General features: G+C 57.0%; 13 protein-coding genes and 4 pseudogenes. 10 read left to right on the top strand and 7 right to left on the bottom strand.

Features of this window, described 5'->3' with window-relative positions:
* Positions 1–87: 87 nt before the first annotated feature.
* Positions 88–681 carry a hypothetical protein gene (locus GTU79_RS26560; RefSeq protein WP_214513524.1) on the bottom strand — a complete coding sequence of 198 codons (594 nt, stop codon included), beginning with the start codon at positions 679–681 and terminating at the stop codon, positions 88–90.
* A gap of 122 nt (positions 682–803) precedes the next feature.
* A complete protein-coding gene (locus tag GTU79_RS26555; RefSeq protein WP_203520608.1) occupies positions 804–1,379 on the bottom strand; it encodes a hypothetical protein in 576 nt (191 codons plus the stop codon).
* 210 nt (positions 1,380–1,589) lie between these two features.
* Here GTU79_RS26555 and GTU79_RS26550 point away from each other — a divergent pair, with 210 nt between their 5' ends.
* Complete coding sequence (locus GTU79_RS26550) at positions 1,590–3,212, top strand: glycoside hydrolase family 13 protein (protein WP_203520611.1); 1,623 nt, start codon at positions 1,590–1,592, stop codon at positions 3,210–3,212.
* Between the two features lie 13 nt (positions 3,213–3,225).
* Here the strand turns inward: GTU79_RS26550 and GTU79_RS26545 are convergent, their stop codons facing one another.
* Entirely contained in the window at positions 3,226–5,256 is a 2,031-nt protein-coding gene (locus tag GTU79_RS26545) for a glycoside hydrolase family 31 protein (protein ID WP_132924920.1), read from the bottom strand.
* Between the two features lie 323 nt (positions 5,257–5,579).
* Between GTU79_RS26545 and GTU79_RS26540 the strand changes: the two genes are divergently transcribed.
* The 8 genes and pseudogenes from GTU79_RS26540 to GTU79_RS26505 all read left to right on the top strand — a co-directional run bounded on the left by GTU79_RS26540 (position 5,580) and on the right by GTU79_RS26505 (position 17,222).
* The gene (locus tag GTU79_RS26540) at positions 5,580–6,491 is read left to right on the top strand and encodes a LysR substrate-binding domain-containing protein (protein WP_203520613.1); all 912 of its coding nucleotides are present in this window, start codon (positions 5,580–5,582) and stop codon (positions 6,489–6,491) included.
* Positions 6,492–6,881: 390 nt separating this feature from the next.
* Positions 6,882–8,329, top strand: a pseudogene (locus GTU79_RS26535) (gamma-aminobutyraldehyde dehydrogenase).
* Between the two features lie 31 nt (positions 8,330–8,360).
* Positions 8,361–9,521, top strand: a pseudogene (gene ydcS, locus GTU79_RS26530) (putative ABC transporter substrate-binding protein YdcS).
* Positions 9,522–9,604: 83 nt separating this feature from the next.
* Positions 9,605–10,627: an ABC transporter ATP-binding protein gene (locus GTU79_RS26525; RefSeq protein ID WP_203520614.1), complete on the top strand. Its 1,023-nt coding sequence runs from the start codon at positions 9,605–9,607 to the stop codon at positions 10,625–10,627.
* An 11-nt stretch (positions 10,628–10,638) separates the two neighbouring features.
* A complete protein-coding gene (locus GTU79_RS26520; RefSeq protein ID WP_132927967.1) occupies positions 10,639–11,613 on the top strand; it encodes an ABC transporter permease in 975 nt (324 codons plus the stop codon).
* Between the two features lie 25 nt (positions 11,614–11,638).
* A complete protein-coding gene (locus tag GTU79_RS26515; protein WP_203520616.1) occupies positions 11,639–12,445 on the top strand; it encodes an ABC transporter permease in 807 nt (268 codons plus the stop codon).
* 52 nt (positions 12,446–12,497) lie between these two features.
* Positions 12,498–13,922 (top strand): aminobutyraldehyde dehydrogenase, encoded by a 1,425-nt coding sequence (gene patD / locus GTU79_RS26510; protein ID WP_203520618.1) that lies wholly within the window; start codon positions 12,498–12,500, stop codon positions 13,920–13,922.
* 563 nt (positions 13,923–14,485) lie between these two features.
* Positions 14,486–17,222, top strand: a pseudogene (locus GTU79_RS26505) (cation-transporting P-type ATPase).
* A gap of 336 nt (positions 17,223–17,558) precedes the next feature.
* Here GTU79_RS26505 and GTU79_RS26500 read toward each other — a convergent pair.
* On the bottom strand, positions 17,559–18,878 hold the full coding sequence (locus tag GTU79_RS26500; protein ID WP_203520622.1) for a ferredoxin reductase family protein: 1,320 nt from the start codon (positions 18,876–18,878) through the stop codon (positions 17,559–17,561).
* A gap of 596 nt (positions 18,879–19,474) precedes the next feature.
* On the opposite strand from GTU79_RS26500, the pseudogene ygjG reads away from it, so the two are divergent.
* Positions 19,475–20,839 (top strand): annotated as a pseudogene (gene ygjG / locus GTU79_RS26495) (putrescine aminotransferase); the annotation flags it as partial.
* A gap of 566 nt (positions 20,840–21,405) precedes the next feature.
* Here the strand turns inward: ygjG and malM are convergent.
* The 3 genes from malM to malK form a co-directional block, all read right to left on the bottom strand.
* Positions 21,406–22,335 carry a maltose operon protein MalM gene (gene malM / locus GTU79_RS26490; protein WP_214513522.1) on the bottom strand — a complete coding sequence of 310 codons (930 nt, stop codon included), beginning with the start codon at positions 22,333–22,335 and terminating at the stop codon, positions 21,406–21,408.
* Positions 22,336–22,442: 107 nt separating this feature from the next.
* Complete coding sequence (locus tag GTU79_RS26485; protein WP_132924941.1) at positions 22,443–23,750, bottom strand: maltoporin; 1,308 nt, start codon at positions 23,748–23,750, stop codon at positions 22,443–22,445.
* 19 nt (positions 23,751–23,769) lie between these two features.
* Complete coding sequence (gene malK, locus GTU79_RS26480; RefSeq protein WP_132924943.1) at positions 23,770–24,903, bottom strand: maltose/maltodextrin ABC transporter ATP-binding protein MalK; 1,134 nt, start codon at positions 24,901–24,903, stop codon at positions 23,770–23,772.
* Positions 24,904–25,151 lie beyond the last annotated feature (248 nt).

Raw genomic sequence — 25,151 nt, 5'->3', positions numbered from 1 at the left:
TCAATAAGTATTGGCGCTTATTGAGCCTAAAACAATACCCGTGGGTTGTCGGTTTGGCTTAATGGCGGAGAATCGCTCTTCGGGGCCTCATAAGACGCCGCCTCTTTCGCCGGGAAAATGGTTAAATATCAAAATGCTGTTCTCTGATGATGATAGGGGATGACCTGAGCAGGCCAAATGGCTATCGTCCGTATTATGAACTTGCTGCAAATGGATAGCATACAGCATGCCGGCAATAGCGCCGAATGATAACCCTATGGCCGCGCCCATTTTCAACAGTTGTTTCTTGACGTGATCATAATCTTCGCTGACGTTTATGAAATTAATGTTTCTCCTGATAATAGCCGCTACCGCCAACCCGGTTAAGATGCCGCCGGACAGGCCATATTTCAAGCCTGCACTCATTACCTCGCAATAAGTCTGAAGTGAGACGCTTTCGCAAGGCGCCAACAACTCGTTTATATCATAGACCGCGGATGAGATTAATTTAGCGCCGGCATACGAGGCGGTTGACACGAGCGCGCCGCAGGCAAAGCTGGTACGGCAGGCCGGATCTTGCCACAGGGGGGAGTTGGACACGCGCTGAAAAATAGCGCTTATGCCGCGTTTGCTTTTTGATAAAAACGTACTTTCGGGGATAGCGGTATCATTAGTTCTGATTGGCTCGGAATCAATATTCATATTTGCCTCTATAGCATTGAGTAGACATGGCTTTTTTTAAACAAATGAATGCATAGGGTATCAATAAGCATTTTACGGCTCTTTATATATTATCGTACCCGCTGTGCGGTGGCGGCCAAGGGTTAATCGTTAATCATTGACGGATTATTATAATTTGCGTAGTGATGGCCATTTGCATGGTAATGATCCTGTGCGTGGTTATAGTAATCAGGATAATCTTGCTGTAGTGAAAAGGAATACACCGCGCCGGCCAGACCGCCGGCTATCATCCCTAAGGTCCCGCCGATGACCAATAATAAGTCTCTGGCATTGTCCTTATCCGGGGAGCGGTTACTGATTCTGCTTAATTGATTGAGCAGCAGCGCTGTCGATAAGCCGTAAGTGGCCCCGCCCGCGGCGCCATAACCTATACCAGCGAATAACAGTTCTTTGATAGCCTGGCAGGCGCTGCCTTCCCTAAAAAACAGCGAGCGGTTTATATTATGGACGGCATCTGAGATTGCCGTGCGGCTGAGATAGATGGGGAGTGTTAACATTGCGCAGCCCGCAATGCCGCTTATCCAAGAGAATGCTGGTGGCAGGGCGGCGTTGGACGCGCTTTTGAAAGATTTACCCATGCCGTTGTTGCGTTGGGATGAAGGATTTGTTGTGGAAGAAAAGTAATATTGATTAATATTTGAAGAAAAATAGGTAGTCATATTTATTCTCTGCGAGATCTGAATCCATTAAATACCTTCACTTGTTGAGCCTGTGTTAATATTTCCAGCAGTGCTGATTTATAGATAGCCCGGCGTGGCAAAGTTCCCTGACAAACTTCATCTGGCGCTGTCCCTTTTCCTGCGATATACCTTACCCAAGGCTATAACCATACGGCGGGCCCGCTCGCCGGGCGGCACAAGGGCTTTGTTATGCATAAACAGGATTGCTGGTGGCATCGTTCGTCGGTTTACCAAATTTATCCCCGCAGTTTTTGTGATAGCGACGGCGATGGCATCGGCGATCTGGCCGGTATCCGGTCCAAGCTGGATTATCTGGCTTTGCTGGGGGTGGACGTGCTGTGGCTGTGCCCGGTTTACGCCTCCCCCAACGATGACAACGGTTATGATATCGCCGATTATGGCCGGATTATGCAAGAGTTCGGCACCATGGCGGATATGGAACTGCTGATAGCCGAGGCGGGTAAGCGCGGCATGAAAATCATGATGGACATCGTCGCCAATCACACCAGCGATGAGCATAAATGGTTTATGGAAGCGCGGAAATCAGCGGATAACCCTTATCGAGATTATTATATCTGGGCCAAACAACCCAATGCATTGTCTTCCACCTTCGGCGGCAGCGCCTGGCAGTATGAAGCGGAAAGTGGTGAATATTATCTGCATCTCTTTAGCAAAAAACAGCCGGATTTAAACTGGCGCAATCCCCGGGTGCGCCAGGAGATCGCGGATATTCTCATTTTTTGGCTGGACAAGGGCATCGGCGGCTTTCGGTTCGATGTTATCGATCTGATTGGCAAGGTTCCGGAACAGGGCATTACCGCCAACGGTCCCCGGCTGCACGAGTATGTCCGCGAGCTGAATGAAAAAAGCTTTGGTCCGCGGAATGTGCTGACGGTGGGGGAATCCTGGACGGCGACGCCGGAAACCGGCCCGCTGTGGAGCTCTCCGGCGCGGCATGAGCTGAGCATGATTTTCCAGTTCGGCCATCTTACCCTGGATCAGGCGCAGCCCGGCGGGGAAAAATGGGATCTCGCTCCATACTCTCTGCTTGATTTGAAGTCGTTGTTGAGCCGGTGGCAGACAGAGTTATACGGCAGGGGCTGGAACAGTCTGTTCTGGAACAATCATGATACGCCGCGGGCGGTGTCCCGATTCGGCGATGAAGGCGAATATCGGCTACAAAGCGCCAAAATGCTGGCTACCGTGATGTACGGTATGGCCGGAACGCCGTTTATCTACCAGGGAGAGGAAATCGGTATGACCAATGTCCGCTTTACCGATATGGCGGATTATCGTGATATCGAGACCCTTCATTTCTACCGGGATCGGCTGGCTGCCGGCCATGGCGCGGGCAGCATCATGGCTTCAATCTACGCCAAGGGCCGGGATAACGCCCGTACGCCGATGCAGTGGGATGGCAGCGAGCACGCCGGTTTCAGCGGCGGCGCGCCCTGGATAAAGGTCAACTCTAATTATACCGAGATCAATGTCGATGCGGCCTTGAGGGATTCCCACTCGATATTCCATTTCTACCGCCGTTTGATAGCGCTGCGCAAAACCGCGGACTGGCTGGTTTACGGCAGTTATGAATTATTACTGCCGCGGCATGAACAGCTGTTTGCTTATGTGCGTGAATACGATAACCGCCGGTATCTGGTGTTCGGTAATTTCAGCCGTCAGACCTTGGCCATCAACCCGGCGGACCTGCGGATCTCTCCCCAGGCGGCCAGCATATTGCATAATTATACCGCTGTGCCCCTGCTGGAGCAGGGGATTATCCGGCCATGGGAAGGAGGTATCATCAGCCTGTGAGGGCGAATCCGGCTTAAGCCAGTACGGTGGCGTCCCCCCGCACAAATACCGGTATGGTATCGATGGGGGTGTCCACCTCTATCCAGCCGCCGCCGGGCCGCCGTTGATCGGTTAACAGGTCCCGCCAGCCGTCGCCGGGGGGGAGGTAGACCCGCCGTGACTGCATGCCCTGGGCCAGTACCGGCGCCACCAAAATCTCCGGGCCGAACATATACTGGTCCTCTATCTCCCAGCAGGCCGGGTCGTCGGGAAAATCATAAAAGAGCGGCCGCATGACCGGCGTGCCCTTTTGATGCGCCGCCACCATCTGGTCATGAATATAGGGCCGCAGGCGCTCGCGGATGCCCAGCCAGCGGGACATGATCCGTTCGTTTTCCTCGCCGAAGCTCCAGAGCTCGTTGGGGGATCCGCTGTTGCACTGTTCAACGCCGTCGCGGTACATTTCCGGCGGCGGGATCTCCGGTTCCCGGCACCCGTGCAGGCGGCACACCGGGCAAAATACCCCCCACTGGAACCAGCGGATCAAGAGTTCCCGGAAGGCGGGATCGTCATGCCGTCCCCCCTGGAAGCCGCCGATGTCGGTGGTCCACCAGGGAATGCCCGCCAGACCCATGTTCAAGCCGGCCACCACCTGATTATGCAGGGCATGGAAAGACGAGTGTACGTCCCCTGACCAGGCCAGCATGCCGAAACGCTGGCTGCCGGCCCAGGCGCAGCGAACCAGGTTGAGAACATCCCGCTGCCCCTCCCGCCGTTGGCCGTCATACAGGCACTGGGCGAATTTTTGCGGATAGATGTTGCCCACTTCCAGCGCGGTACCCATAAAATAACGATAATTGTCAAAATGGTAGGTCCGGTACTCCGGTTCCGCCATATCGAGCCAGAACCAGCGGATACCGATATCGTAATAGTTCTGTTTGATTTTTTGCCAGACATAATCCCGCGCGCCGGGATGGGTGGTATCAACAAAAGTGGTGCTGCCCCTGGAATCAAGAGTGATGGGTATGCCGCGATCGCTGCGGACCAGAAAATCTTCGGTTTCCATTTCGTTGTAGCTTTCGGCCCGCTGGTCCACGGTGGGCCACACGGAAACCATCAGTTCGATACCCATGGCCCGCAGTTTATCCACCATGGCCTTCGGGTCCGGCCAGTCAATGTCGTTGAAGCGCCAGGTACCCTGGATAGGCCAGTGAAAAGAGTCGATCACCAGTACCGACAGCGGCAGTTTGCGGCGTCGGTATTCTTCCGCCACCATCAGCACTTCGTCCTGGGTGCGGTAGCGTAATTTCGATTGCCAGAAACCGGTGGCGAATTCCGGCATCACCTCCACCGTGCCGGTGACCGCGGCATACTGCTCCACCAGCTCCGACGGCCGGTCCGCTGCGGTTATCCAATAATCAAGCTGATGGGTGACCCGCGCCCGCCAGAGGGTTTGGTTGTTGGCGAAATGCACTTCCCCCACCGCCGGATTGTTCCATAACATGCCGTAGCCCAGACTGGAGAGCATAAAGGGTACGCTGGACTGGGAGTTGCGCTGCGCCAGTTCCAGCACGCAGCCTTTCAGGTCCAGCATCGACTGCTGGTACTGCCCCATGCCGAATATTTTTTCATCCCGGTGGGCTTCGAAATATTGGGTCAGCTGATATTTCCCGCCGGGTATAGGGTTGAATTCCCGTGCCTCGATTTCCAGCGGACTGACGTATTTTTCCTTTTTGATATCCCCCGGAATATCTTCGGTGGTTCTTTGCCGCCACCACTCCGACAGCAGCAGCTCTCCGCGCTGGTTGTAAAAAGCCAGCCGTCCGCGATTATCTATCTCCGCCGTGATATTGCCGTGGGTAATACGCACCATCGACGGCTTTTCCTTGATTTTCACCTGGTGATTGTCGGGGTCGGGCAGCAGGGCCCAGTTCTCTTGCAGATCCAGATGCGGTGAGCAGGTGGCCCGGATCCGCAGGCTATTTTTTCCCCAGGGTTCTATCACCAATTGCTGGCCGCTGGCGCGCCAGTAAACTTTATGATTTTTTACCGATAAGTTTGTCATTTCCAATCCTCACAGCGCGGGTGAAGCCGGTATTCAGGCCAGCGGAACGGTTACCGCTTTTAACTATAGCAAGGCGGGTAAAAAAGCGAGGCGTGCGATCCTTTCCTGCCTCGGGGCGGCCTGCTCGATTGCGGTCGCGGGATAACCGACGTTTTTTCCGAATTGTATTGGAGGGATCACTAATTTCTAGAATTGCCGGCCTACTCTCTATATAACTTGATGCTAGGATTCGCGGCCAGCTCTCTATCGAGCGGTATCCGGGACGCTTGTGGCGGGGTTGTGGGGGATTCCGTTGGAAGAGTGCGCAAACCAGGCGGGGGCATATGCTAACACTGCGGCAGTTACGGCATTTTATCGCAGTGGCGGAAGCCGGCTCCATTTCCGGCGCCGCCCAGGCGACGTTTGTGGCTCAGTCCTCTTTGACGCTGGCGGTTCAGCAGTTGGAGGATGAGCTGGCGGCGCCGCTGTTCGAGCGTCACGCCAAGGGTATGACGCTGACCCACCAGGGGCATCAGTTCCTGCGGCAGGCCAATTTGATCCTGGCCACGGTGGAGAATGCCAAATTCAGCGTTCGGCAGGGGATGGAAAGCCTTAGCGGCGATCTGACCCTGGGGGTGACCAGTCTGGTGTCCGGTTATTTTCTGATGGATATACTCACCCGTTTTCGTGCCTGCTATCCGGGGGTTAACGTGCGGATCGTTGAGGATGAGCGGCGTTATATCGAGCATTTGCTGGTTAACGGCGAGATCGATATCGGGGTGTTGATACTGAGTAACCTTGAGGATCGCCACGCTTTGCAAACCGAGGTGCTGGTGCATTCACCTTATCGGCTGTGGCTGCCGCCGCTGCATCCTCTTTTGGAGCAGGAGTCCATTGCCCTGGCGGATGTTGCTGCCTATCCGCTGGTGCAGCTTAACGCCGACGAGATGGAACGGCATGCCCGTCAAATTTGGGCCCGTGCCGGCCTGCATCCCTGTATTGCCATGCGCACCGCGTCTACGGAGGCGGTGCGTAGTATGGTGGCCGCGGGGCTGGGGGTATCTATTCAGCCCGATATGGCCTATCGGCCCTGGTCGCTGGAGGGCAGTATGATCGAGGCGCGCCAGCTGTCGGATCTCAATGAACATCTTAATGTCGGCCTGGCCTGGCGGCGGGGTAACAGCCGTCCGGAGCTGATTGCGCCGTTTCTCGCCCTGGCGCGGGAAAAAACGCCGGGCCGCAAGCCGGTGGCATAAAGGTTCGGCCCCATTGGCACGGCCTCCCTTTAACAGTACGGTTTAAGCGTTAGTGATAGCGGGCCTACCGCGCCATGAGGCACTCGGGCGGGCGGAAAAACCACGCCCGCTTCGACCTCATTGGCACGGTCTCCCTTTAACACGTTCGGTTTAACCTTCGCTAAAAGCTGTTGACTTGCTAGAAGACCGCTATCCGGCTGTTTGGTAATTCATCCCGCATCCCTTCGCTTTTTCCGAACGCCACGTTCGTTATTTAGTATTTGTCGCTGGGCCCGTGGGCGGGATAGTCTCATCGATAAGATTATGTATAAGGTTATGTATATAAGTTGTTAACTCCCATGTCCGGGCCGGAGGGTTATCGCTTTGATCGATCAGTCGCTGTTAACCGGGATTCCCTGGGTAAATTATATCGGTGGAGAAAAGGTCGCCGGCGAGGGATCGGCGGAGAATATTGTCAATCCCGCCACCGGCAAGGTGATTCTCACGCTGCGGGAAGCCGGCGAGGAGCAGGTGATGGGCGCGGTAGCCGCCGCGCACCGGGCTTTCCGGCAGTGGTCCTCCACTACGCCGGCCCATCGTGCGGGAGTATTGCTGGACATCGCGGCGGTCATCGAGCGTGATGGCCGGCAACTGGCCGGGCTGGAGGCGCTGAACTGCGGCAAACCCTTCCATCAGGCATTTAACGACGATATCGCTGCCGCCGCCGATGTGTTCCGTTTTTTTGCCGGTGCCGTGCGCTGCCGGCAAGGGCAACTGGCGGGTGAATATCTTCCCGGCCATACGTCGATGCTGCGCCGCGATGCCATCGGCGTGGTGGCGTCTATCGCGCCGTGGAATTATCCGTTGATGATGGCCGCGTGGAAAATCGCGCCGGCCCTGGCGGCCGGCAACACCCTGGTGTTTAAACCTTCCGAGCATACTCCGTTATCCATTCTGGCATTGATGCACCGCCTGGACGGTCTGCTGCCGGGCGGCGTCATTAACGTGATGTTCGGCCGGGGCGAGACCACCGGGGCGGTGCTGGTGAATCATCCCCTGGTGCGGATGATTTCCGTGACCGGCGATACCGTGACCGGACAAAAGATTCTTCAGGCGGCGGTCGGCGGCATTAAACGTACCCATCTGGAGCTGGGGGGGAATGCGCCGGTGATTGTCTGCGATGATGCGGATCTGGAGGCGGTGGTGGCCGGTATCCGGCAGTTCGGTTATTACAATGCCGGCCAGGATTGTACGGCGGCCTGTCGCGTTTATGCCCAGGCCGGTATTTATCCCCGACTGGTGGAGGCTCTGGGGGAGGCGGTGAAAAGCCTGCGTTTCGGCCGGCCCATCGACGATGAAAACGATCTTGGCCCGCTGATTTCCGCCCGCCAGCGCGATCGGGTGGCCAGCTTTATCGAACGGGCGCTGGAACAGCCGCATATTTCCCTGATAGCCGGGGGCGGCGCCCATGACGGCCCCGGTTTTTTCTACCGGCCGACGCTTCTGGCCGGCTGTCTGCAACAGGTGAAATCATTAAGCGCGAGGTGTTTGGTCCGGTGGTCAGCGTGACCTGTTTCGACGATATCGAGCAGGTGCTGGAGTGGGCTAACGACTCGGAATACGGTCTGGCATCCTCGGTCTGGACGCGGGATGTGGATCAGGCGTTTTACCTGGCGTCGAAGTTGCAATACGGCTGTACCTGGATCAATACCCATTTCACCCTGGTGAGCGAGATGCCGCACGGCGGGCTGAAAAGCTCCGGCTACGGCAAGGATCTCTCCGGTGAAGCGTTACAGGACTACAGCGTGGTTCGCCACATCATGGCGAAATTCGACGGCCGGTTTCCCTCACGGCACTGAGCCTTTATGGTATGACAGGAGACAGGCGATGATGAAGATAACGCAGGCGGGTATGCTATGTTTGAGCTGGTTGTGCGGCGTAACGCTGGCCCAGGCCGCCGATCTGCCGACGTAATTGGGAAAAAGCGAGGGGCAGGTGGATATCATCGCCTGGCCCGGTTATATCGAACGGGGCCAGACCGATAAAAACTATGATTGGGTCACCGCGTTCGAAAAACAGACCGGCTGTCAGGTCAATGTGAAAACCGCCGCCACCTCCGACGAGATGGTCAGCTTGATGGCCAAGGGCGGCTACGATCTGGTGACCGCGTCGGGAGACGCTTCGCTGCGGCTGATTTACGGCAAGCGGGTCCAACCCATCAATACCGCGCTGATTCCCAATTGGCATAATGTGGATTCCCGTCTGTCGGGTGGTCCCTGGTTTAACGTCGACGGCAAGGTGTACGGTACCCCTTATCAATGGGGGCCGAATGTGCTGATGTACAATACCAAGGTCTTCACCACGCCGCCGGACAGCTGGGCGGTGGTGTTCGAGCCGCAGAACCTGCCGGACGGCAAAAGCAATAAGGGGCGGGTCCAGGCTTACGACGGCCCCATCTATATCGCTGATGCGGCGCTTTATCTCAAAAGCACGCGGCCTGAACTGGGTATCAGGGATCCCTATCAGTTGAACGAAACGCAATACCAGGCGGTGCTGGCTTTGCTTAAGCAGCAGCATCCGCTGATCCACCGTTACTGGCACGATACCTCGGTACAGATGAGCGACTTTAAAAACGAGGGCGTGGTGGCCTCCGGCGCCTGGCCGTATCAGGCCAATGGCCTCGAGGGGGAGGGGCAGCCTATCGCCACGGTAATACCCAAGGAGGGGGTAACCGGTTGGGCGGATACCACCATGCTGCACGCCGACGCCAGTCATCCCAACTGCGCCTACCGCTGGATGAACTGGTCGCTGGAACCGAAGGTCCAGGGTGACGTGGCCGCCTGGTTCGGTTCAGTGCCGGCGGTGCCGGACGGCTGTAAAGCCAGCACCCTGCTGGGCGCGAAAGGCTGCGAAACCAACGGGTTCAATCAGTTTGCAAAAATTGCCTTTTGGAAAACCCCCACCGCCAAATGCGATAGCGCCGGCGGCGGTCAGTGCGTGCCCTACAGCCGCTGGACGCAGGATTATATCGCCATTATGGGCGGGCGCTGAAGAGGTAGCCGCAGCGTACGGGGCGGCAGAGAGCGGGACATCAATGCTGAGGCGGATGTCCGTTAACCTGGAGGAAAATCACTATGACCAGCGCCGTTGCCCTGGATAATGTGTCCCGTCGTTTCAACGGTGTGGCCGCCGTGGATCGGGTGTCCCTCGATATTGCCGACGGGGAATTTTTTTCCCTGCTGGGACCGTCGGGATCGGGCAAAAGTACATGCCTGCGGCTGATCGCCGGTTTTGAGCGGCCGGATACCGGCACCATTCGCCTGCATGGACGGGATACCGTCGATCTGCCGCCCTATCGGCGCGATGTGAATACCGTTTTTCAGGATTACGCGCTGTTCCCTCATCTGTCGCTGCTGGATAACGTGGCCTATGGCCTGATGGTAAAAGGGGTGGGACGCAGCGAACGGATGAACCGTGCCCGCGCCATGCTGCGGCTGGTGGAGCTGGAGGACGTTCATAACCGCAAGCCGGCCCATTTGTCCGGCGGCCAGCGGCAGCGGGTGGCGCTGGCGCGGGCGCTGGTCAACGAACCCCGGGTTTTGCTGCTGGACGAACCGCTGGGGGCGCTGGATCTTAAGCTGCGGGAGCAAATGCAGGGGGAACTGAAAACCCTGCAGCGGCGGCTGGGCATTACCTTTATTTTTGTCACCCACGATCAGGGAGAGGCGCTTTCCATGTCCGATCGGGTGGCGGTATTCAATCGCGGGCGTATTGAGCAGGTGGACAATCCCCGTCAGCTCTATCTCACGCCCCGCAGTATCTTTGTGGCCAATTTTGTCGGCAGCGCCAATGTTATCGAGGGTGAACTGGCGCGGGAGCTGACCGGCGAGAACGGCATCTTCGCCATCCGGCCGGAGTTCGCCCGCATTCACCGGCTAACCCGGCCGGCGGCGGATGAGCTGTCGGTCAACGGAGAACTGAGCAATATCCTGTTTCAGGGAGCCATGACCCGGTATGAATTAACCTTGGCCCGGGGCGTGCGGTTTACCGTCAGCGAAACCCATCCGGCGGGAGTGGGGACGCCGGACGGACCGGTGCTGGGCCAGCGGCTGACGGCGTCATGGCCCCGGGCGGCCATGACGGCGCTGCGGGAGTGAGAGGTATGGATATGATCGTGCCGGATTCCTCCCAGCCCCGTTCACCGTCCCAGCCGCCGCCGTTGCCGAATCCGTCCGGGCCCGGCGGCGCCCTCGCCACGTTTTTCTATCGGCGGCCGACGTTTTTCCTGCTGTTGCTGCTGTTGCCGCCATTGATGTGGTTCGGCATCGTGTATATCGGCGCATTGCTGGCCCTGCTGTGGCAAGGGATGTACACCTTTGACGACTTCACCATGACGGTCCAGCCGACGCTCACCGCCGCCAACTTTGCCGCGCTGTTCAGCCCGGCCAATTACGATATCATTTTACGCACCCTGTGCATGGCCCTGGCGGTGACGGCGGCCGGCGCGCTGCTGGCTTTCCCGCTGGCCTATTATATGGCCCGCTACACCCGCGGCCGCACCAAGGCTTTTTTTTATATCGCGGTCATGATGCCCATGTGGGCCAGCTATATTGTCAAAGCCTATGCCTGGACCCTGCTGCTGGCTCATGACGGCGTGCTGCAATGGTTCTTGCAGCATCTCGGGCTGGAGGGGGCGCTGCAGGCGGTGTTGACCGTGCCGGGTATCGGCGGCAGCACCCTGTCCACCTCCCATCTCGGCCGCTTTATGGTGTTCGTCTATATCTGGCTGCCGTTTATGATCCTGCCGATCCAGGCCGCGCTGGAGCGCCTGCCGCCGTCATTGTTGATGGCCTCCGCCGATCTAGGCGCCCGTCCCGGCCAGACCTTCCGCTATGTGATCCTGCCCTTGGCGGTTCCCGGCATCGCCGCCGGCTCGATATTTACCTTTTCCCTGACCATGGGGGATTTTATCGTGCCCCAGCTGGTGGGGCCGCCGGGGTATTTTATCGGCAGCATGGTCTACGCCCAGCAGGGAGCCATAGGGGATATGCCTATGGCGGCGGCCTTTACCCTGGTGCCGATAGTCCTGATCGGTATCTACCTGACGCTGGCCAAACGCCTGGGGGCATTCGATGCGCTGTAAGTCCGCGAACCGGGAGGAGGGTTAAATGAAGAGTGAACGCGCGCCGCTGGCGCTGAAGCTGTCCGCCTGGGGCGGCCTGGTGTTCCTGCATTTTCCCATCGCTATCATCGCGCTGTATGCGTTCAATACCGAAGACGCGGCGTTCAGCTTCCCGCCCAAGGGATTCACCCTGCATTGGTTTGTGCTGGCCGCCGGACGGCAGGATATCTTATCGGCGCTGTTGCTGTCTTTGGAGATAGCCGCCATGGCCACCGCCATTGCGCTGTTCCTCGGCACGCTGACGGCGGCGGCTCTTTACCGGCGCGATTTCCTGGGTAAGCAGGCCATTACCCTGATGATGATCCTGTCTATCGCCCTGCCGGGCATCATTACCGGCATCGCGCTGCTTTCCGCCTTCAAGGCGCTGGGAGTGGAGCCGGGCGTGGCCACCATCGTCATCGGCCACGCCACGTTTTGCGTGGTAATGGTATTCAATAATGTCATTGCCCGCCTGCGGCGCATCTCCTACAGTCAGATTGAGGCGTCAATGGACCTTGGCGCCGACGGCTGGCAGACCTTCCGGTACGTGGTGCTGCCGGGACTGGCCTCGGCCATGCTGGCGGGAGGGATGCTGGCCTTCGCGCTGTCGTTCGATGAAATCATCGTCACCACCTTTACCGCCGGCCATGAGCGGACCTTGCCGCTGTGGCTGCTCAATCAATTGGGCCGGCCGCGGGATGTGCCCATCACCAATGTGGTGTCGCTGCTGGTCACGCTGGTGACCATGCTGCCCATACTGTGGGCATATTATCTCACCCGCGGCGGCGAAGAGACGGCGGGGGGCGAGAAATAAATTTTATCTCACCGAAGGCTATTTGGCCGGGTATCTGAATAAGGAACAGGCTATGCATGACAAATTACTGATAAACGGCCGGGCAGCGACGGGAACGGGTAAACAGACCGCGGTCATTAATCCGGCCACCGGCGATATTATCGTTACCCTGGCTGAAGCCGGTACTGAGCAGGTGGATGCCGCCGTACGGGCGGCGGATGCGGCTTTCGACAGCTGGGGGCAGACCACGCCGAAAAGCCGGGCCGCCATGCTGCTGCAACTGGCGGACGCCATCGAGCAGCACGGCGAATCCCTGGCGCGGCTTGAGTCCCTAAACTGCGGCAAGCCTTATCACTGCGTGATCAACGATGAAATCCCGGCTGTGGCGGATGTTTTCCGCTTCTTCGCCGGGGCTTGCCGCTGCCTGGGCGGCAGCGCCGCGGGAGAGTATCTGGAAGGTCATACCTCCCTTACCCGGCGCGACCCCATCGGCGTGGTGGCGTCCATCGCCCCTTGGAACTATCCGCTGATGATGGCGGCCTGGAAACTGGCCCCGGCCCTGGCCGCCGGCAACTGCGTGGTGTTCAAGCCCGCGGAGCAGACGCCGCTTACCGCGCTCTATCTGGCGGATCTGCTGGCGGACATTTTCCCGGCGGGGGTGGTGAACGTCCTGTTCGGTACCGGCAGCGAGATAGGCGACGCCCTGACCGGCCATGAGCGCGTGCGCATGGTATCGCTCACCGGCTCCATCGCCACCGGCGCCCATATCCTGTCCCATACCGCCGGCGGCATCAAGAAGACCCATATGGAGCTGGGGGGCAAGGCGCCGGTCATCGTCTTTGACGATGCCGATATCGCCGGGGTAGTGGAGGGCATCAGAACCTTCGGTTTTTATAACGCCGGCCAGGACTGCACCGCCGCCTGCCGCCTGTATGTTCAGCGCGGAGTGTACGATCAACTGGTGGACGCCCTGGGCCGCAGCGTCGCCACCCTCAAAGCCGGCGATCCCGCGGATGAAAGCACCGAACTGGGGCCGCTGATTACCCAGGCGCAGCTGCAGCGGGTAACCGGTTTTGTCGAACGGGCGAAGGCCCTGCCCCATATCCGGGTCATTACCGGCGGCGCGCCTCTGGAGGGTAAGGGCTTTTATTTTGCTCCCACGGTGCTGGCGGATGCGCGGCAGGAAGATGAAATCGTCCAGCGGGAGGTCTTTGGACCGGTAGTGACCGTCACGGTATTCGACGACGAGGCGCAGGTCATCCGCTGGGCCAACGCCTCGCCCTACGGACTGGCCTCCTCGGTCTGGACCTCGGATATCGGCCGGGCTCATCGGGTCACCGCCCGCCTGCAATACGGCTGCACCTGGGTGAATACCCATTTTATGCTGGTTAGCGAAATGCCCCACGGCGGCCAAAAGCTCTCCGGATTCGGCAAGGATTTGTCCATGTACGGTTTGGAAGATTACACCACCGTACGTCATATCATGATCCGGCACTAAACCCGGTCCGCCCCGCGTGATGCGGGGCGGGGCCGATGCCGCCGCACGAAATCCGGACTGATATTATTTATAAAGCTTATTGTAATCTTTCGGCTCCATAAGTTCGGATCGCCTTGATTAATGAGTTTACCGCAATAGGCAGTTCGCAGGCTCATTTTTCTTCGGGCTATAAGGCCTGTCGCCGATACGGTATTAAATATTCATTAAGACGGTGTAATTAATTAAATAATAAATGTATAAATTGGTCTAATAAATATATTCACTTCTTCCCTTAAAAATACATCCCCCATTCGCGCATAACGCATTATTACGGCACGGGTTAGCGAAAGCTTATTTAAATAATTTATTAGTCTCCTGTTAATAAGCTGACTCACCTCTCATTGATGGCGGTAATGGGCTGTTATTATCCTATCGCATACCATTGTCTGCTCGCGAGCGGAAAGTCGCTTTTGGCCCGGCTTGGCCAGGGGGATTATCGGCAATATTTCCGTGCGGGATAAATCGGACTTTTAATTATCACTTGCGAATAACAGGTATATGTTTGCCATCAGGAGGGTCCTGCAATGAATACCTCACCGGTAACGCCGTCTATTTCACCGCAGAGTCAGGATAATGCCTGGTATAGGCTGGATACGGAAGAAACGCTGCGTCGGCTCAATACCGGCAATGCCGGATTAGGGACACAGGAGGCCGCCGAGCGATTACGCCATTATGGTCCCAATACGTTGCCCGCCCGGAAAGCCCGCCATCCTTTATTGCAATTTCTGGCGCATTTTAATGACGTGCTGATTTACATACTGCTTATTGCGGCGGTGTTAAAAGGGGTTATGGCACAGTGGGTAGATATGGTCATTATTCTGGCCGTGGCGGTGATTAACGCGTTGATTGGTTTTGTGCAGGAAAGCAATGCCGAAAGGTCGCTCAAAAGCATCCAAAATATGCTGTCCACCAAGGCGGTGGTTATCCGCGAGGGTAACCCAGACCATTGAAGCCGGGGATTTGGTGCCCGGCGATATCGTCACGCTGCGCCCTGGCGACAAGATTCCGGCGGATCTGAGATTAATGGAGGCCCATAACCTGCTGGTGGAGGAAGCGATTCTCACCGGCGAATCGACGGTGGTGGAAAAACAGACCGGGGCGATTGACCGTGAAGTGACCATCGGCGATCGCATCAACCTGTTGTTTTCCGGCACAACCATCAGCGCGGGCACGGCCAAGGGCGTGGTTATCGCCAGCGGCGGCGATACCGAGCTTGGCCATATCAACCAGATGATGGCCGCCATAGATCCTCACCGCACGCCGCTTTTGGCGCAAATGGATCGTCTGGGCAAAGGGATTTTCATGCTGATCCTGGTGATGATGGCGGTGCTGTTTGTCTTCGCCTTCTTCCTGCGGGATATGCCGTTCACCGAGCTGCTGCTGGCGCTGATAAGCCTGGCGGTCGCCTCGGTTCCCGAAGGTTTGCCGGCCATTATCTCGATTATCCTGTCCCTGGGCGTACAGTCTATGGCGCGGATACGGGCCATTATCCGCAAGCTGCCGACGGTGGAAACCCTGGGGGCGATGACGGTAATCTGCTCTGATAAAACCGGTACGCTGACGATGAATGAGATGACGGTGAAAGCGGTGGTCACGGCGGACGGCGGCTATCGGGTCAGTGGGGAAAGCTATGAGCCGGTCGGTGTGATCTCTTCGCCGGGGGGAAAGCAGGGGGAGGAGCAGGCCGTGGACCTCTCTGCCCATCCCGCTCTGGCGCGCTTTATCACCGCGGTTGAGCTTTGTAACGACAGCCAAATCAGTCAAGACGAGCGGGGCCGCTGGGGCATTACCGGCGGCCCGACGGAGGGCGCGTTAAAAGTCCTGGCCGCCAAAGCCGCCCTGCGGCTCGGCGAGGTGGAGCTGCGGGATAAAATCCCCTTTGATTCCGCGTATAAATACATGGCGACCCGTCATCGGATAGGAGATGAGACCTTTGTTTTCATCACCGGGGCGCCGGATGTGCTGTTTGCCTTTTGCCATCAGGAACTGGCACAGGAGGGAATGCGTCCGTTTCGCCGGGAATACTGGGAAGAGGAGATGGCGCGCTATGCCAAGCAGGGATTGCGCATGGTGGCGGCCGCCTTTAAGAACAGCGCGGAAGGCGAGTCGGCGCTGGAGCATGAGGCTTTACAGCAGGGCATGATCTTCGCCGGTATGGCGGGAATGATGGATCCGCCCCGTACGGAAGCCATCGATGCCATTGCCCAGTGCCAGCGGGCCGGTATCCGGGTGAAAATGATAACCGGCGATCATCAGGAAACCGCCATGGCTATTGGCGCCATGCTGGGTATCGGCAACGGGGCCGACTCAATCACCGGCAGCCGGCTGGAGCATATGGACGACGATGAATTGGCCGACGCCGCGGTGCGTTATGATATTTTTGCCCGTACCAGTCCGGAACATAAGCTGCGGCTGGTAAAAGCATTGCAGAACAGGGGCGGAATTGTGGGTATGACCGGTGATGGCGTCAATGATGCGCCGGCGCTCAAACAGGCCGATGTGGGTATCGCCATGGGGATTAAGGGAACCGAGGTCACCAAGGAAGCGGCGGATATGGTCTTGACCGACGATAACTTCGCCACTATCGCCAACGCGGTGAAGGAAGGGCGGCGCGTCTACGATAACCTGAAAAAAACCATTCTGTTTATACTGCCCACCAACCTGGCGCAGGGCCTGCTGATTATTTTTGCCATCCTGGCGGGGGCCGTTATTCCCCTGACCGCTCTGCAGATATTGTGGGTGAATATGGCCACCTCGACAACGCTTTCGTTCGGCCTGGCCTTTGAGCCGGCGGAAAAAGGCGTTATGCGCCGCCAGCCGCGGGATCCCGCTCGGCACGTGCTGGACGGGCACGCCATCTGGCGCATCGGTTTTGTCGGTACGCTTATCGCCTGCAGCGCCTTTTTGCTTGAATCGCTGCTGCTGCCCCGCGGCTATAGCGGCGAATTTATCCGCACCCTGATAATGCAGACGCTGGTTACCGCGCAGTGGATTTATATGTTCAACTGCCGCGTGGCGGATCGTTTCCCGCTGAATCGGGAAATGTTTTTGAATAAGGGATTATGGCTGGTCACCGCCGTACTGGTAGCGCTGCAATTGGCCATCATCTACCTGCCGTTTATGAACCGGGCATTCGGCACCGAACCGCTGCCGGCCTATTACTGGGGGGTGACCCTGCTGGTGAGTATCGGCATCTTTATCATCGTCGAAATAGAAAAATGGCTGTTCGCCCGTTTCAGACCGGCGGCCAATGCGGCCTAAGGCACGGCAGTCAAGCCCGGCTGGCCGCCGGGCTCAGACTGTGACAAACGTATTCGGAGCTGAGAGGGAGGGGCAGGATGCTGGAAGAGTAAACCGTCCGCGCCAGGGATGGCGCGGATCGAGCCCCCAGGGAAGGGTTCACGGCGTGTTTACGATCTAGCATCCTGCCTCGACCGGACACTTTGTCAAGAAGCTCAGCCCGGCTGACCGCCGGGCCGTTGAATATTTTCAGCCATATACCCGCAGATAAGCAAAAAGCAGGGACAGCGCCACGATAACAATCCCGGTGGCCAGGGCCAGCCGTTCGGCAAAAAGTCGTTGCATAACCCATTCTCCTCAAGCGAAGTTATAGCGTTCGGTATGGTATTTGGACATCGGCACGTGCATCTGTGCCAGCGTCTGTTCAATGGCATCCATCATCATATGGGGGCCGCAGATAAAATATTCATGCATATCAAAGGGCGGCGGCAAATGACGTTTGAACAGCCCAGCGTCGATATAGCCTACTTCACCGGTCCAGCCCTCGTGGGGGCGGGTCAGGACGTATACCAGCTTCAGATCGAGCCGCGCCTGCAGGGCATCCAGCTCTTCGCGAAAGGTGATGGATTCCCAATCCTTGCTGCCGTAGATCAAGACCACCGGCCGTTTGTCGCCGCGATCGGCTAAGGTGCGCAGGATGCTCATCATGGGCGTAATACCGACCCCGCCGGCGATAAGTACATGCATATCCGCCGGGTTGCCAATGGTGAAGGCTCCGTAGGGACCGTCGATATAGACCCGCTGTCCCACGGCAACCCGGCTGACATTGGCGGTAAAATCCCCCAGTTTGCGGATCGACATTTCGACGCTGCCGTCGCTCGCCTCTGCGCTGGAGGAAAAAGAGAACGGATGGCCGGTGATTTGAAACGGACTGCCCCAAAGCGTCAGCCAGCCGAACTGTCCCGGCGTAAACCGGAACCCCTGGTGACCCTCGGGTTTCATCACAAGCGTCGTCGTATCGCCGCGTTCGACCTTAACCTGTGCCACCCGGTAGGGCCGGCGCAGCATAAACAACGGTTTCACTATACGGACGTAGGGCAGGAGCGTGAGCCAAAACAGCGCCAGTGCGCACCATAGCGCCTTTTTTACCGGGTCCACCAGATAGACGCCCCAGGCCACCATATGCAAAATCCCCGCCGCTACCGCCGCCGCCGCCAGAATGATGTGGGTCAGATGCCAGACTTCGTAGCTTAACTTCAATTTCACCCGCCACAGCGCCATAATGATAAGGGCAATCAGTGAATAAGTGGAAATCGCCGCCAATCTGGCGCGCCATGGCGCCGCGATAAAATTGAGTAGTGCCAGCAGTTCCGGCCGGATAACAAACAGAATCAGCGGGTGGGCCAACACCAGGCCCAGGGCGATGAATGATATTCTTCGATGGAAATGATAGATAACATCCTCGCCCCAGGGTTTGGTTACCCAGCGAAATCGAGATGTCAGGCCGAACTGCAGCCCCATTATCGCCAGCCCGGAATAGCCCAGGGCAATGGATAGCTCGGTCCAGAAGCTTCTGGCGGGAGGCAGCGAACCGAATAATAAAACAAATAGCGGAGCTAATATAAAGAAGAGATATATAATCAACCATAATATATTACGCAGCGCAAAGCTAATCATTGTTATCTCCCTGCACAGGACTATTATTTGAGTTCCGGCATTATAATCCGGCATATTATAAAATAAATTGCGTCGGCTCTCCGTTTATAAATATTTTTAAGAAAATGACCTTCATTATTTCATTAAATAATACTTATATTTATTCTATCTTTCGCGAATATGTCCGGACCGGATAATTAACGTCAACGTTGCTTAGCATTAACGTAGGAGGGCATGGCCGAAGGCGACGATGCAGGCCGGGCCGGGAGAGGATTCTCTAATGGATTCCGCGTTTACCGCAAAAAAACCATTGTGATTGTTTTTTTTATTTGCTATAAAAGTCTGCGTTAAAAATTCATCGGCATCCTCAGCTTCGCCGTTTGCGCTTATTTGGAGCAGTGCTGCACTTTTAAGGTGCATTCTACGCAATGTTAATATTTTCTGATATTTTTCTCTCAGCGTTTAATTCGATTAACTCAGGTTTCACTTAATAGAACGTCTGGGTTCGTCGCATTTATTAATATTTTGTTCTGATGCGACATTATTGGTTACAGTTGGCCCGGCCCCTGCAAGGGTGACAGCGATATCATGTGATATCTCATTCCCGGGAGCTTATTTTGTCCAGTATATCCGATAACCTTACCCCGCTAGAGTGTACTCAGCAGGCTTTGAAGTGGATTGAAAAAAAAACGCTGACACAAGATGAAATGATCGACCTGAATAATCAGGTGATGAATAATTTTAAAGAATATGTGAATCCCGGTTTTCTTGAATATCGAAAATCGGTGACGGTAGGCGGGGATTACGGGGCCGTAGAATGGCGGGCCAGCGGCCTAAATACGCTGGTGGACACCCAGGGTAGGGGATATATTGATTGCCTGGGGGGGTTCGGTATTTTTAACGTGGGGCACCGTAATCCAAAAGTTCTATCCGCCGTCGAACATCAACTGGCCAAGCAGCCTCTTCACAGCCAGGAATTACTCGATCCGTTACGCGCCCTGCTGGCTAAAACCCTGGCGGCGGTCACGCCGGGAAAGCTCAAATATACCTTCTTCAGTAACAGCGGCACCGAGTCGGTAGAGGCAGCGTTAAAACTGGCCAAAGCCTATCAGGCGCCACGGGGAAAATTCAGATTCGTCGCCACGAGCGGCGCCTTTCACGGCAAGACTCTCGGCGCGCTTTCCGCCACCGCCAAAGCGGCGTTTCGCCAGCCGTTTATGCCGATGCTGCCGGGTTTTGATCACGTGCCGTTCGGCGACATTGACGCGCTGCGCGATCATCTTCGCGCCTATAGCGATGTCGCGGCGGTGATCCTGGAGCCAATTCAGGGGGAAGGCGGCGTCATTATCCCCCCGGCCGGTTATCTGACGGCGGTGCGGGCGCTGTGCGATGAAACGGGAGCGCTGTTGATCCTGGATGAAGTGCAGACCGGCATGGGCCGCACCGGCAAAATGTTCGCCTGCGAACACGAAGGCGTCCAGCCGGATATACTGTGCCTGGCCAAAGCCCTCGGCGGCGGCGTGATGCCCATCGGCGCTACCGTCGCCACGGAAGAAATATTTTCCGTGTTGTTCGACAATCCTTTTTTACATACCACCACCTTTGGCGGCAATCCCCTGGCTTGCGCGGCGGCACTGGCGACGTTTAACGTGCTGCTGTCGGAGGATCTGCCGGCTCAGGCGGCGCAAAAGGGCCACGTCTTGCTGGCAGGCCTTTCCCGCCTGGCGGCGGACTATCCCGAGTTTTTAGTCGAAGCGCGCGGCCGAGGGCTGATGCAGGCATTGGAGTTCCGGCGCAATGATATAGGCTACGCCTTCTCACAGGGTATGTTCCGCCATCAGGTATTGGTGGCCGGCACCCTGAATAACGCCAAAACCATCCGTATCGAGCCGCCGCTGACCATTACCCTGGAATATTGCCACCAGGTATTGGGCGCAGCGGAACGGGTTCTGGCGGCGATGCGGATCAATGCGCCGGGCGCGCATGTGTTCAAGACGCCTATAACCGCCGCCGTGAAGAGCCCTAGCCTCGCGGGCGTGGCGGTTATGGCGGCTACCCCAATGGTGCGAATGCCGCTGACGACATAGATTGGTATAAACAGTTCGCAAAAAAGTCCCCCTACCGGCAAAGTGGACGGGGGACGAGAGGATTATTCGAGCTTATCAAGGCAATTTTGCCTGGGAATGGTGTTGCATAGTGACGGGCAGTCATAGCTGACCGGCGTTATTGATTTCGGCTCCGGAGGGCATTATCGACCCGCGTCTAGATGATCTGTTCATTATCAGGCTCTTCAGCATGAGGTAAGCCACCGTCCGGCGGCGGTTTTTGTCGACAGAATAGGGCTGCCGGTCTCATCAGGACAATCATTGACGACAGGTGTGCGCTGCTCAGGGGAAGGGGAACGTGTACCGGCGGCAAGGTGGCGTTTTTCGCGCTGGATTTAGCAGGTATTCAGGTAGGCAGAGCAAGCGGTTATGCCGCAGCCGATAAAAGAGGTGCGCCGAAGCGCACCAATAATCTGCCAAATATCAGCAGTATAGGGATAATCTCATCCCTTGCCTTTTACACTGCTGATAAATGTTTGCCGTGCCGACGTCGAGCCCAGACGCTCTGCTTCATTGAGCAGTTTCAGCGCCTTGTCGATATTGCCGTCGTGCACCGCCTGTTTGATGGCCCGGTTAAAATAGCTTTCGGTGTCGTTCAGCATCGGCGCTGCGGGGGCCGCCGGTACGACGGGAGCAGCCGCCGCAGCGGGCGTCGCCGGGGTATTGACGGCGGGCGCCGTGCTGCCCACTACCACCGGCTGCGATTCCCGTGAGGAGAAGATCTGGCCGATCATGATATTGCCGCTGTTTTGTTCAGAGCGGACCTTTACCTCAACGGTGCCGTTCGCGCTGTGGCGGGCGTAGGGATCCGGCACATCCGGAATGGCGTTGCCGACGCCTTCGGCATAGAGTTTGGCCGGATTGATCATTTTAGTGCGTCCCGTGAGATCCTGGCGGGTGGTGTAAATCAGCAGAAAGATCTGTTTTTGCCCCAATACCGGCGTCAATTTCAGGGTGCCTTCCAGCCGGTTCGACGAGGCTATGCCCGGTTTTTGATAGGGGAAGTAACTGCTGGGGAAAAAAGCCGCCGGATGCATCTGCTCATCCAGCACCAGGACGTTGGGAGCATATACGCTTTCATGTTTGATTACGCTTGCGAGGGTAATTTCCAGCGGATTGGCGGGCAGCGTTAACGCGACCGCCGGTCCGGTCATGTCGCCCTGATTGATACCGGGAGCGGAGGCGTCAAGCGCGAATTCACGCGCCGTCGGCGGCATCAGCGGCTGCCATGGCAGGCTTTGCAGCTTGGCCACGGAAACGGCGGGCGCGACGGATACATCCTGCGGGCCGGAGAACGGCTCGGCGGAAAATGACGGTAGGGATGACAGGCTCAGGGCCGGAAACAGGCAGAGGGCCAGAAGATGTTTTTTCATTTTTTTTATCCTCGGAAAATCACGGCCCGTATTCCTCAGGCAAGACGAATACGGGCCAAGGTATTATGCGTACCGGCGGGCATCAGATGCCCGCGCGGACGGGGTGTTTACCACCAGGCTTCCGCCTGGACACCGAACGTTACCTCATTGTCGTCGCCACGGCTGAAGGTGTGGGTGCCGGTATCGCTATAGGCGGCGCCTTCCACCAGGTCAGGATTTCCCCGAACATCGTCGCTGGTGGCATAGCCCCATTTTTCATTCCATTTAGCATAAGTGGCGAACAGGCGAATGGCCGGACGGGACCAGATACTGTTGCCTGCCTGCCATTGCTGGGCCAGGGTAACTTTATATTGGCTGTTGCGCTGGTCGGTGGCCTGGGATTTGACGTTATCGTAACCGGCTTCCAACAGGGTGCTCATGGTTTCCGTCCATTTGAACATCGGACGGACGCCCACGGTGTACCAGGTGGAACCGCTTGAGTTATCACGATCCACATCCTGGTACATGCCGACATAGGCCAGGCTCCAGGTGTCGTTGAAATCGATCGCGCCATGGTCGATAACGCGGAACATATGGCCGTCATTGTTCATGTTGGTGATGGGATGGCCTTTACGATCTTGGGTCATCGCGTCGGTGGCGTACTGCACCACAAAATTATTCAGGCTGGTGTCATGGAAGGTCTGGGTATGTTGGATGGTTGCCATCCAGCCATCTTTGGTGGCGCCATCGACGTTGGGACGATAACCGTCGGTTTCGTTGGCGCGGCCGTAGTCAAAACCAAATTCCAGCGAGCCGCCGGGATTCAGTCCTACCTGGGCAATACGGGCGTCGAAAATGTCGTTGGACAGGGCCTTGGTTCTGGTCACGCCGTCGACAAATGCCTCGGAACCGCCTGCTTCACTGTTACGCGTCGTGGCGATTGAGAGTTTACCGAAGCCCAGGTCGACATTTTCCAGACCGCCGCCAGGACCGGAGATGTCCCAGTAGTAGAAGTCGATCATATCCACGTTGTGACGTTGATAGTAACGTTTACCGGCCCAGATGGTGGATCCCGGCAGCGAGTCAATCACGTTCACGCCCTTGACGTTCATCTGTCGAACGCTGGGGGAGGTGGATTCATCGTCATTCAACTGGGATACGGAATAACCGATCATGGAATCGACATAAAAACTTTTATCGCCGTCCTTCCATACTTCCTGTCCCAGTTCAATTTCGGCGTAGGTTTCGCATTCGTTGCCCAGACGGTATTTACTGTCGGCGCCGGTGGCCTTGAAACATTGCTGTTCACCGCCGCTGCCTGTCCAGCCGATACCTGAACGTAAATAACCTTTGAAATCGACCGCGGATGCATGGGCCGATATAAGCGCTGTAGCCACTGCCACTGCCGCCAGAGAATATTTGCGCAGCATTATCATCGTTTATCTCCTATTATTTTCATTGCTTATTTTGCTGGTGTACTTCAACACCCGGCTCACGGTGTAGCCGGCGACAGGCGGTGCCATCCTCACGGAATAGATGGCAGCGCTGCGGCGGCAGGCCGATGGCGTAAGGGGCACTCTCCTCAACCAACACCACGTCGTTCTGGCGGTACACCAGGTTTTGACGCAGAGCCGGAATTTGAATATGTATCTGTGTTTCTCGGCCGAGCTGTTCTACCAACTGCACCACCCCACTGAGGGTGACGTCGGCGATGTCGCTTGGCAGCAAATGTTCCGGACGGATGCCGAGGGACATATTGCTGCCGGTCTGCACGCCGCTGCTGTCAACCGGCAGCCAGATCCGCTGTCGGTTCGGCAGTTCGACCTGCACCTGGTCGATGGACGTTGTCGTCACCTTCACCGGTAGGAAGTTCATCTTTGGCGAACCGATGAACCCGGCGACAAAGCGGTTTGCCGGGTAGTGGTACAGCTCCAGCGGTTTCCCCACCTGCGCCACGCGGCCGGCATCCAACACGACGATCTTGTCCGCCAGCGTCATGGCTTCAGTCTGATCGTGAGTGACGTAAATCATCGTGCGTTGCAGGCGCTTATGGAGCCGGGAAATCTCAATACGCATTTGCACCCGCAGCGCGGCGTCCAGATTGGACAAGGGTTCGTCCAGTAAAAAAACCTGCGGCTCGGCCACCAGGGTTCGGCCGATAGCCACCCGCTGGCGTTGACCCCCTGACAGCGCCTTTGGGCGGCGGCTCAGCAAATGACCGAGCTGGAGAATGTCCGCTACCTGACCGACGCGTTTTTCGATTTCAGCCTTCTTAACCCCGGCCAGCCGCAGGCCGAACGACATATTCCCCGCCACCGACAGATGCGGATAAAGCGCATAGGATTGGAAGACCATCCCGACCCCGCGCTGAGCGGGCGGCACCTCATTCATCCGGCGATCGTTGATTTTCAGTTCGCCGGAAGTAATGTCCTCAAGCCCGGCAATCATCCGCAGTAATGTGGATTTCCCGCAGCCCGACGGCCCGACAAATACCACAAACTCCCCCTCGCCGATATCCAAAGAGATATTGCTGGAAATCACATTTTCACCGTAGCTTTTGCAGATATTCCGCAATGTAACGCTCGACATTTGCGCTTCCTTTGTGATGCCTTTCTACGCGCCATCCGTCGGTATCAGAGGGGCGGACTGACGGCAAGTGACGGCAAGTGTGAGTTAAATGCCAAGAGGGGAAATCATCCGGGCAGGTTTTTTTCTAGGGGGAGGCTTAAGGATGAAAAGAAAACGCTGATTGCCGCGCTTAGCCTGACGCCGCCAGATAAAGCGTGATAGCAGCGGCAAAATTTCAGCGGGTTTTATGTGGCATGGACCGCATATTT

The organism is Sodalis ligni, from assembly GCF_016865525.2.
In the GTDB taxonomy this organism is placed as follows: Bacteria; Pseudomonadota; Gammaproteobacteria; order Enterobacterales; family Enterobacteriaceae; genus Acerihabitans; species Acerihabitans ligni.
Note: the sequence above shows the minus strand (reverse complement) of the source record. Positions and strands in the feature narration are given on the sequence as shown.

What these genes read in the sequence shown, in the direction of transcription:
- malM (WP_214513522.1), bottom strand. Translation starts at nt 22,335, where the DNA reads ATGAAAAAACATCTTCTGGCCCTCTGCCTGTTTCCGGCCCTGAGCCTG.
- GTU79_RS26555 (WP_203520608.1), bottom strand. Translation starts at nt 1,379, where the DNA reads ATGACTACCTATTTTTCTTCAAATATTAATCAATATTACTTTTCTTCC.
- GTU79_RS26520 (WP_132927967.1), top strand. Translation starts at nt 10,639, where the DNA reads ATGATCGTGCCGGATTCCTCCCAGCCCCGTTCACCGTCCCAGCCGCCG.
- GTU79_RS26525 (WP_203520614.1), top strand. Translation starts at nt 9,605, where the DNA reads ATGACCAGCGCCGTTGCCCTGGATAATGTGTCCCGTCGTTTCAACGGT.
- GTU79_RS26500 (WP_203520622.1), bottom strand. Translation starts at nt 18,878, where the DNA reads ATGATTAGCTTTGCGCTGCGTAATATATTATGGTTGATTATATATCTC.
- GTU79_RS26515 (WP_203520616.1), top strand. Translation starts at nt 11,639, where the DNA reads ATGAAGAGTGAACGCGCGCCGCTGGCGCTGAAGCTGTCCGCCTGGGGC.
- patD (WP_203520618.1), top strand. Translation starts at nt 12,498, where the DNA reads ATGCATGACAAATTACTGATAAACGGCCGGGCAGCGACGGGAACGGGT.
- GTU79_RS26485 (WP_132924941.1), bottom strand. Translation starts at nt 23,750, where the DNA reads ATGATAATGCTGCGCAAATATTCTCTGGCGGCAGTGGCAGTGGCTACA.
- GTU79_RS26550 (WP_203520611.1), top strand. Translation starts at nt 1,590, where the DNA reads ATGCATAAACAGGATTGCTGGTGGCATCGTTCGTCGGTTTACCAAATT.
- GTU79_RS26560 (WP_214513524.1), bottom strand. Translation starts at nt 681, where the DNA reads ATGAATATTGATTCCGAGCCAATCAGAACTAATGATACCGCTATCCCC.
- GTU79_RS26545 (WP_132924920.1), bottom strand. Translation starts at nt 5,256, where the DNA reads ATGACAAACTTATCGGTAAAAAATCATAAAGTTTACTGGCGCGCCAGC.
- malK (WP_132924943.1), bottom strand. Translation starts at nt 24,903, where the DNA reads ATGTCGAGCGTTACATTGCGGAATATCTGCAAAAGCTACGGTGAAAAT.
- GTU79_RS26540 (WP_203520613.1), top strand. Translation starts at nt 5,580, where the DNA reads ATGCTAACACTGCGGCAGTTACGGCATTTTATCGCAGTGGCGGAAGCC.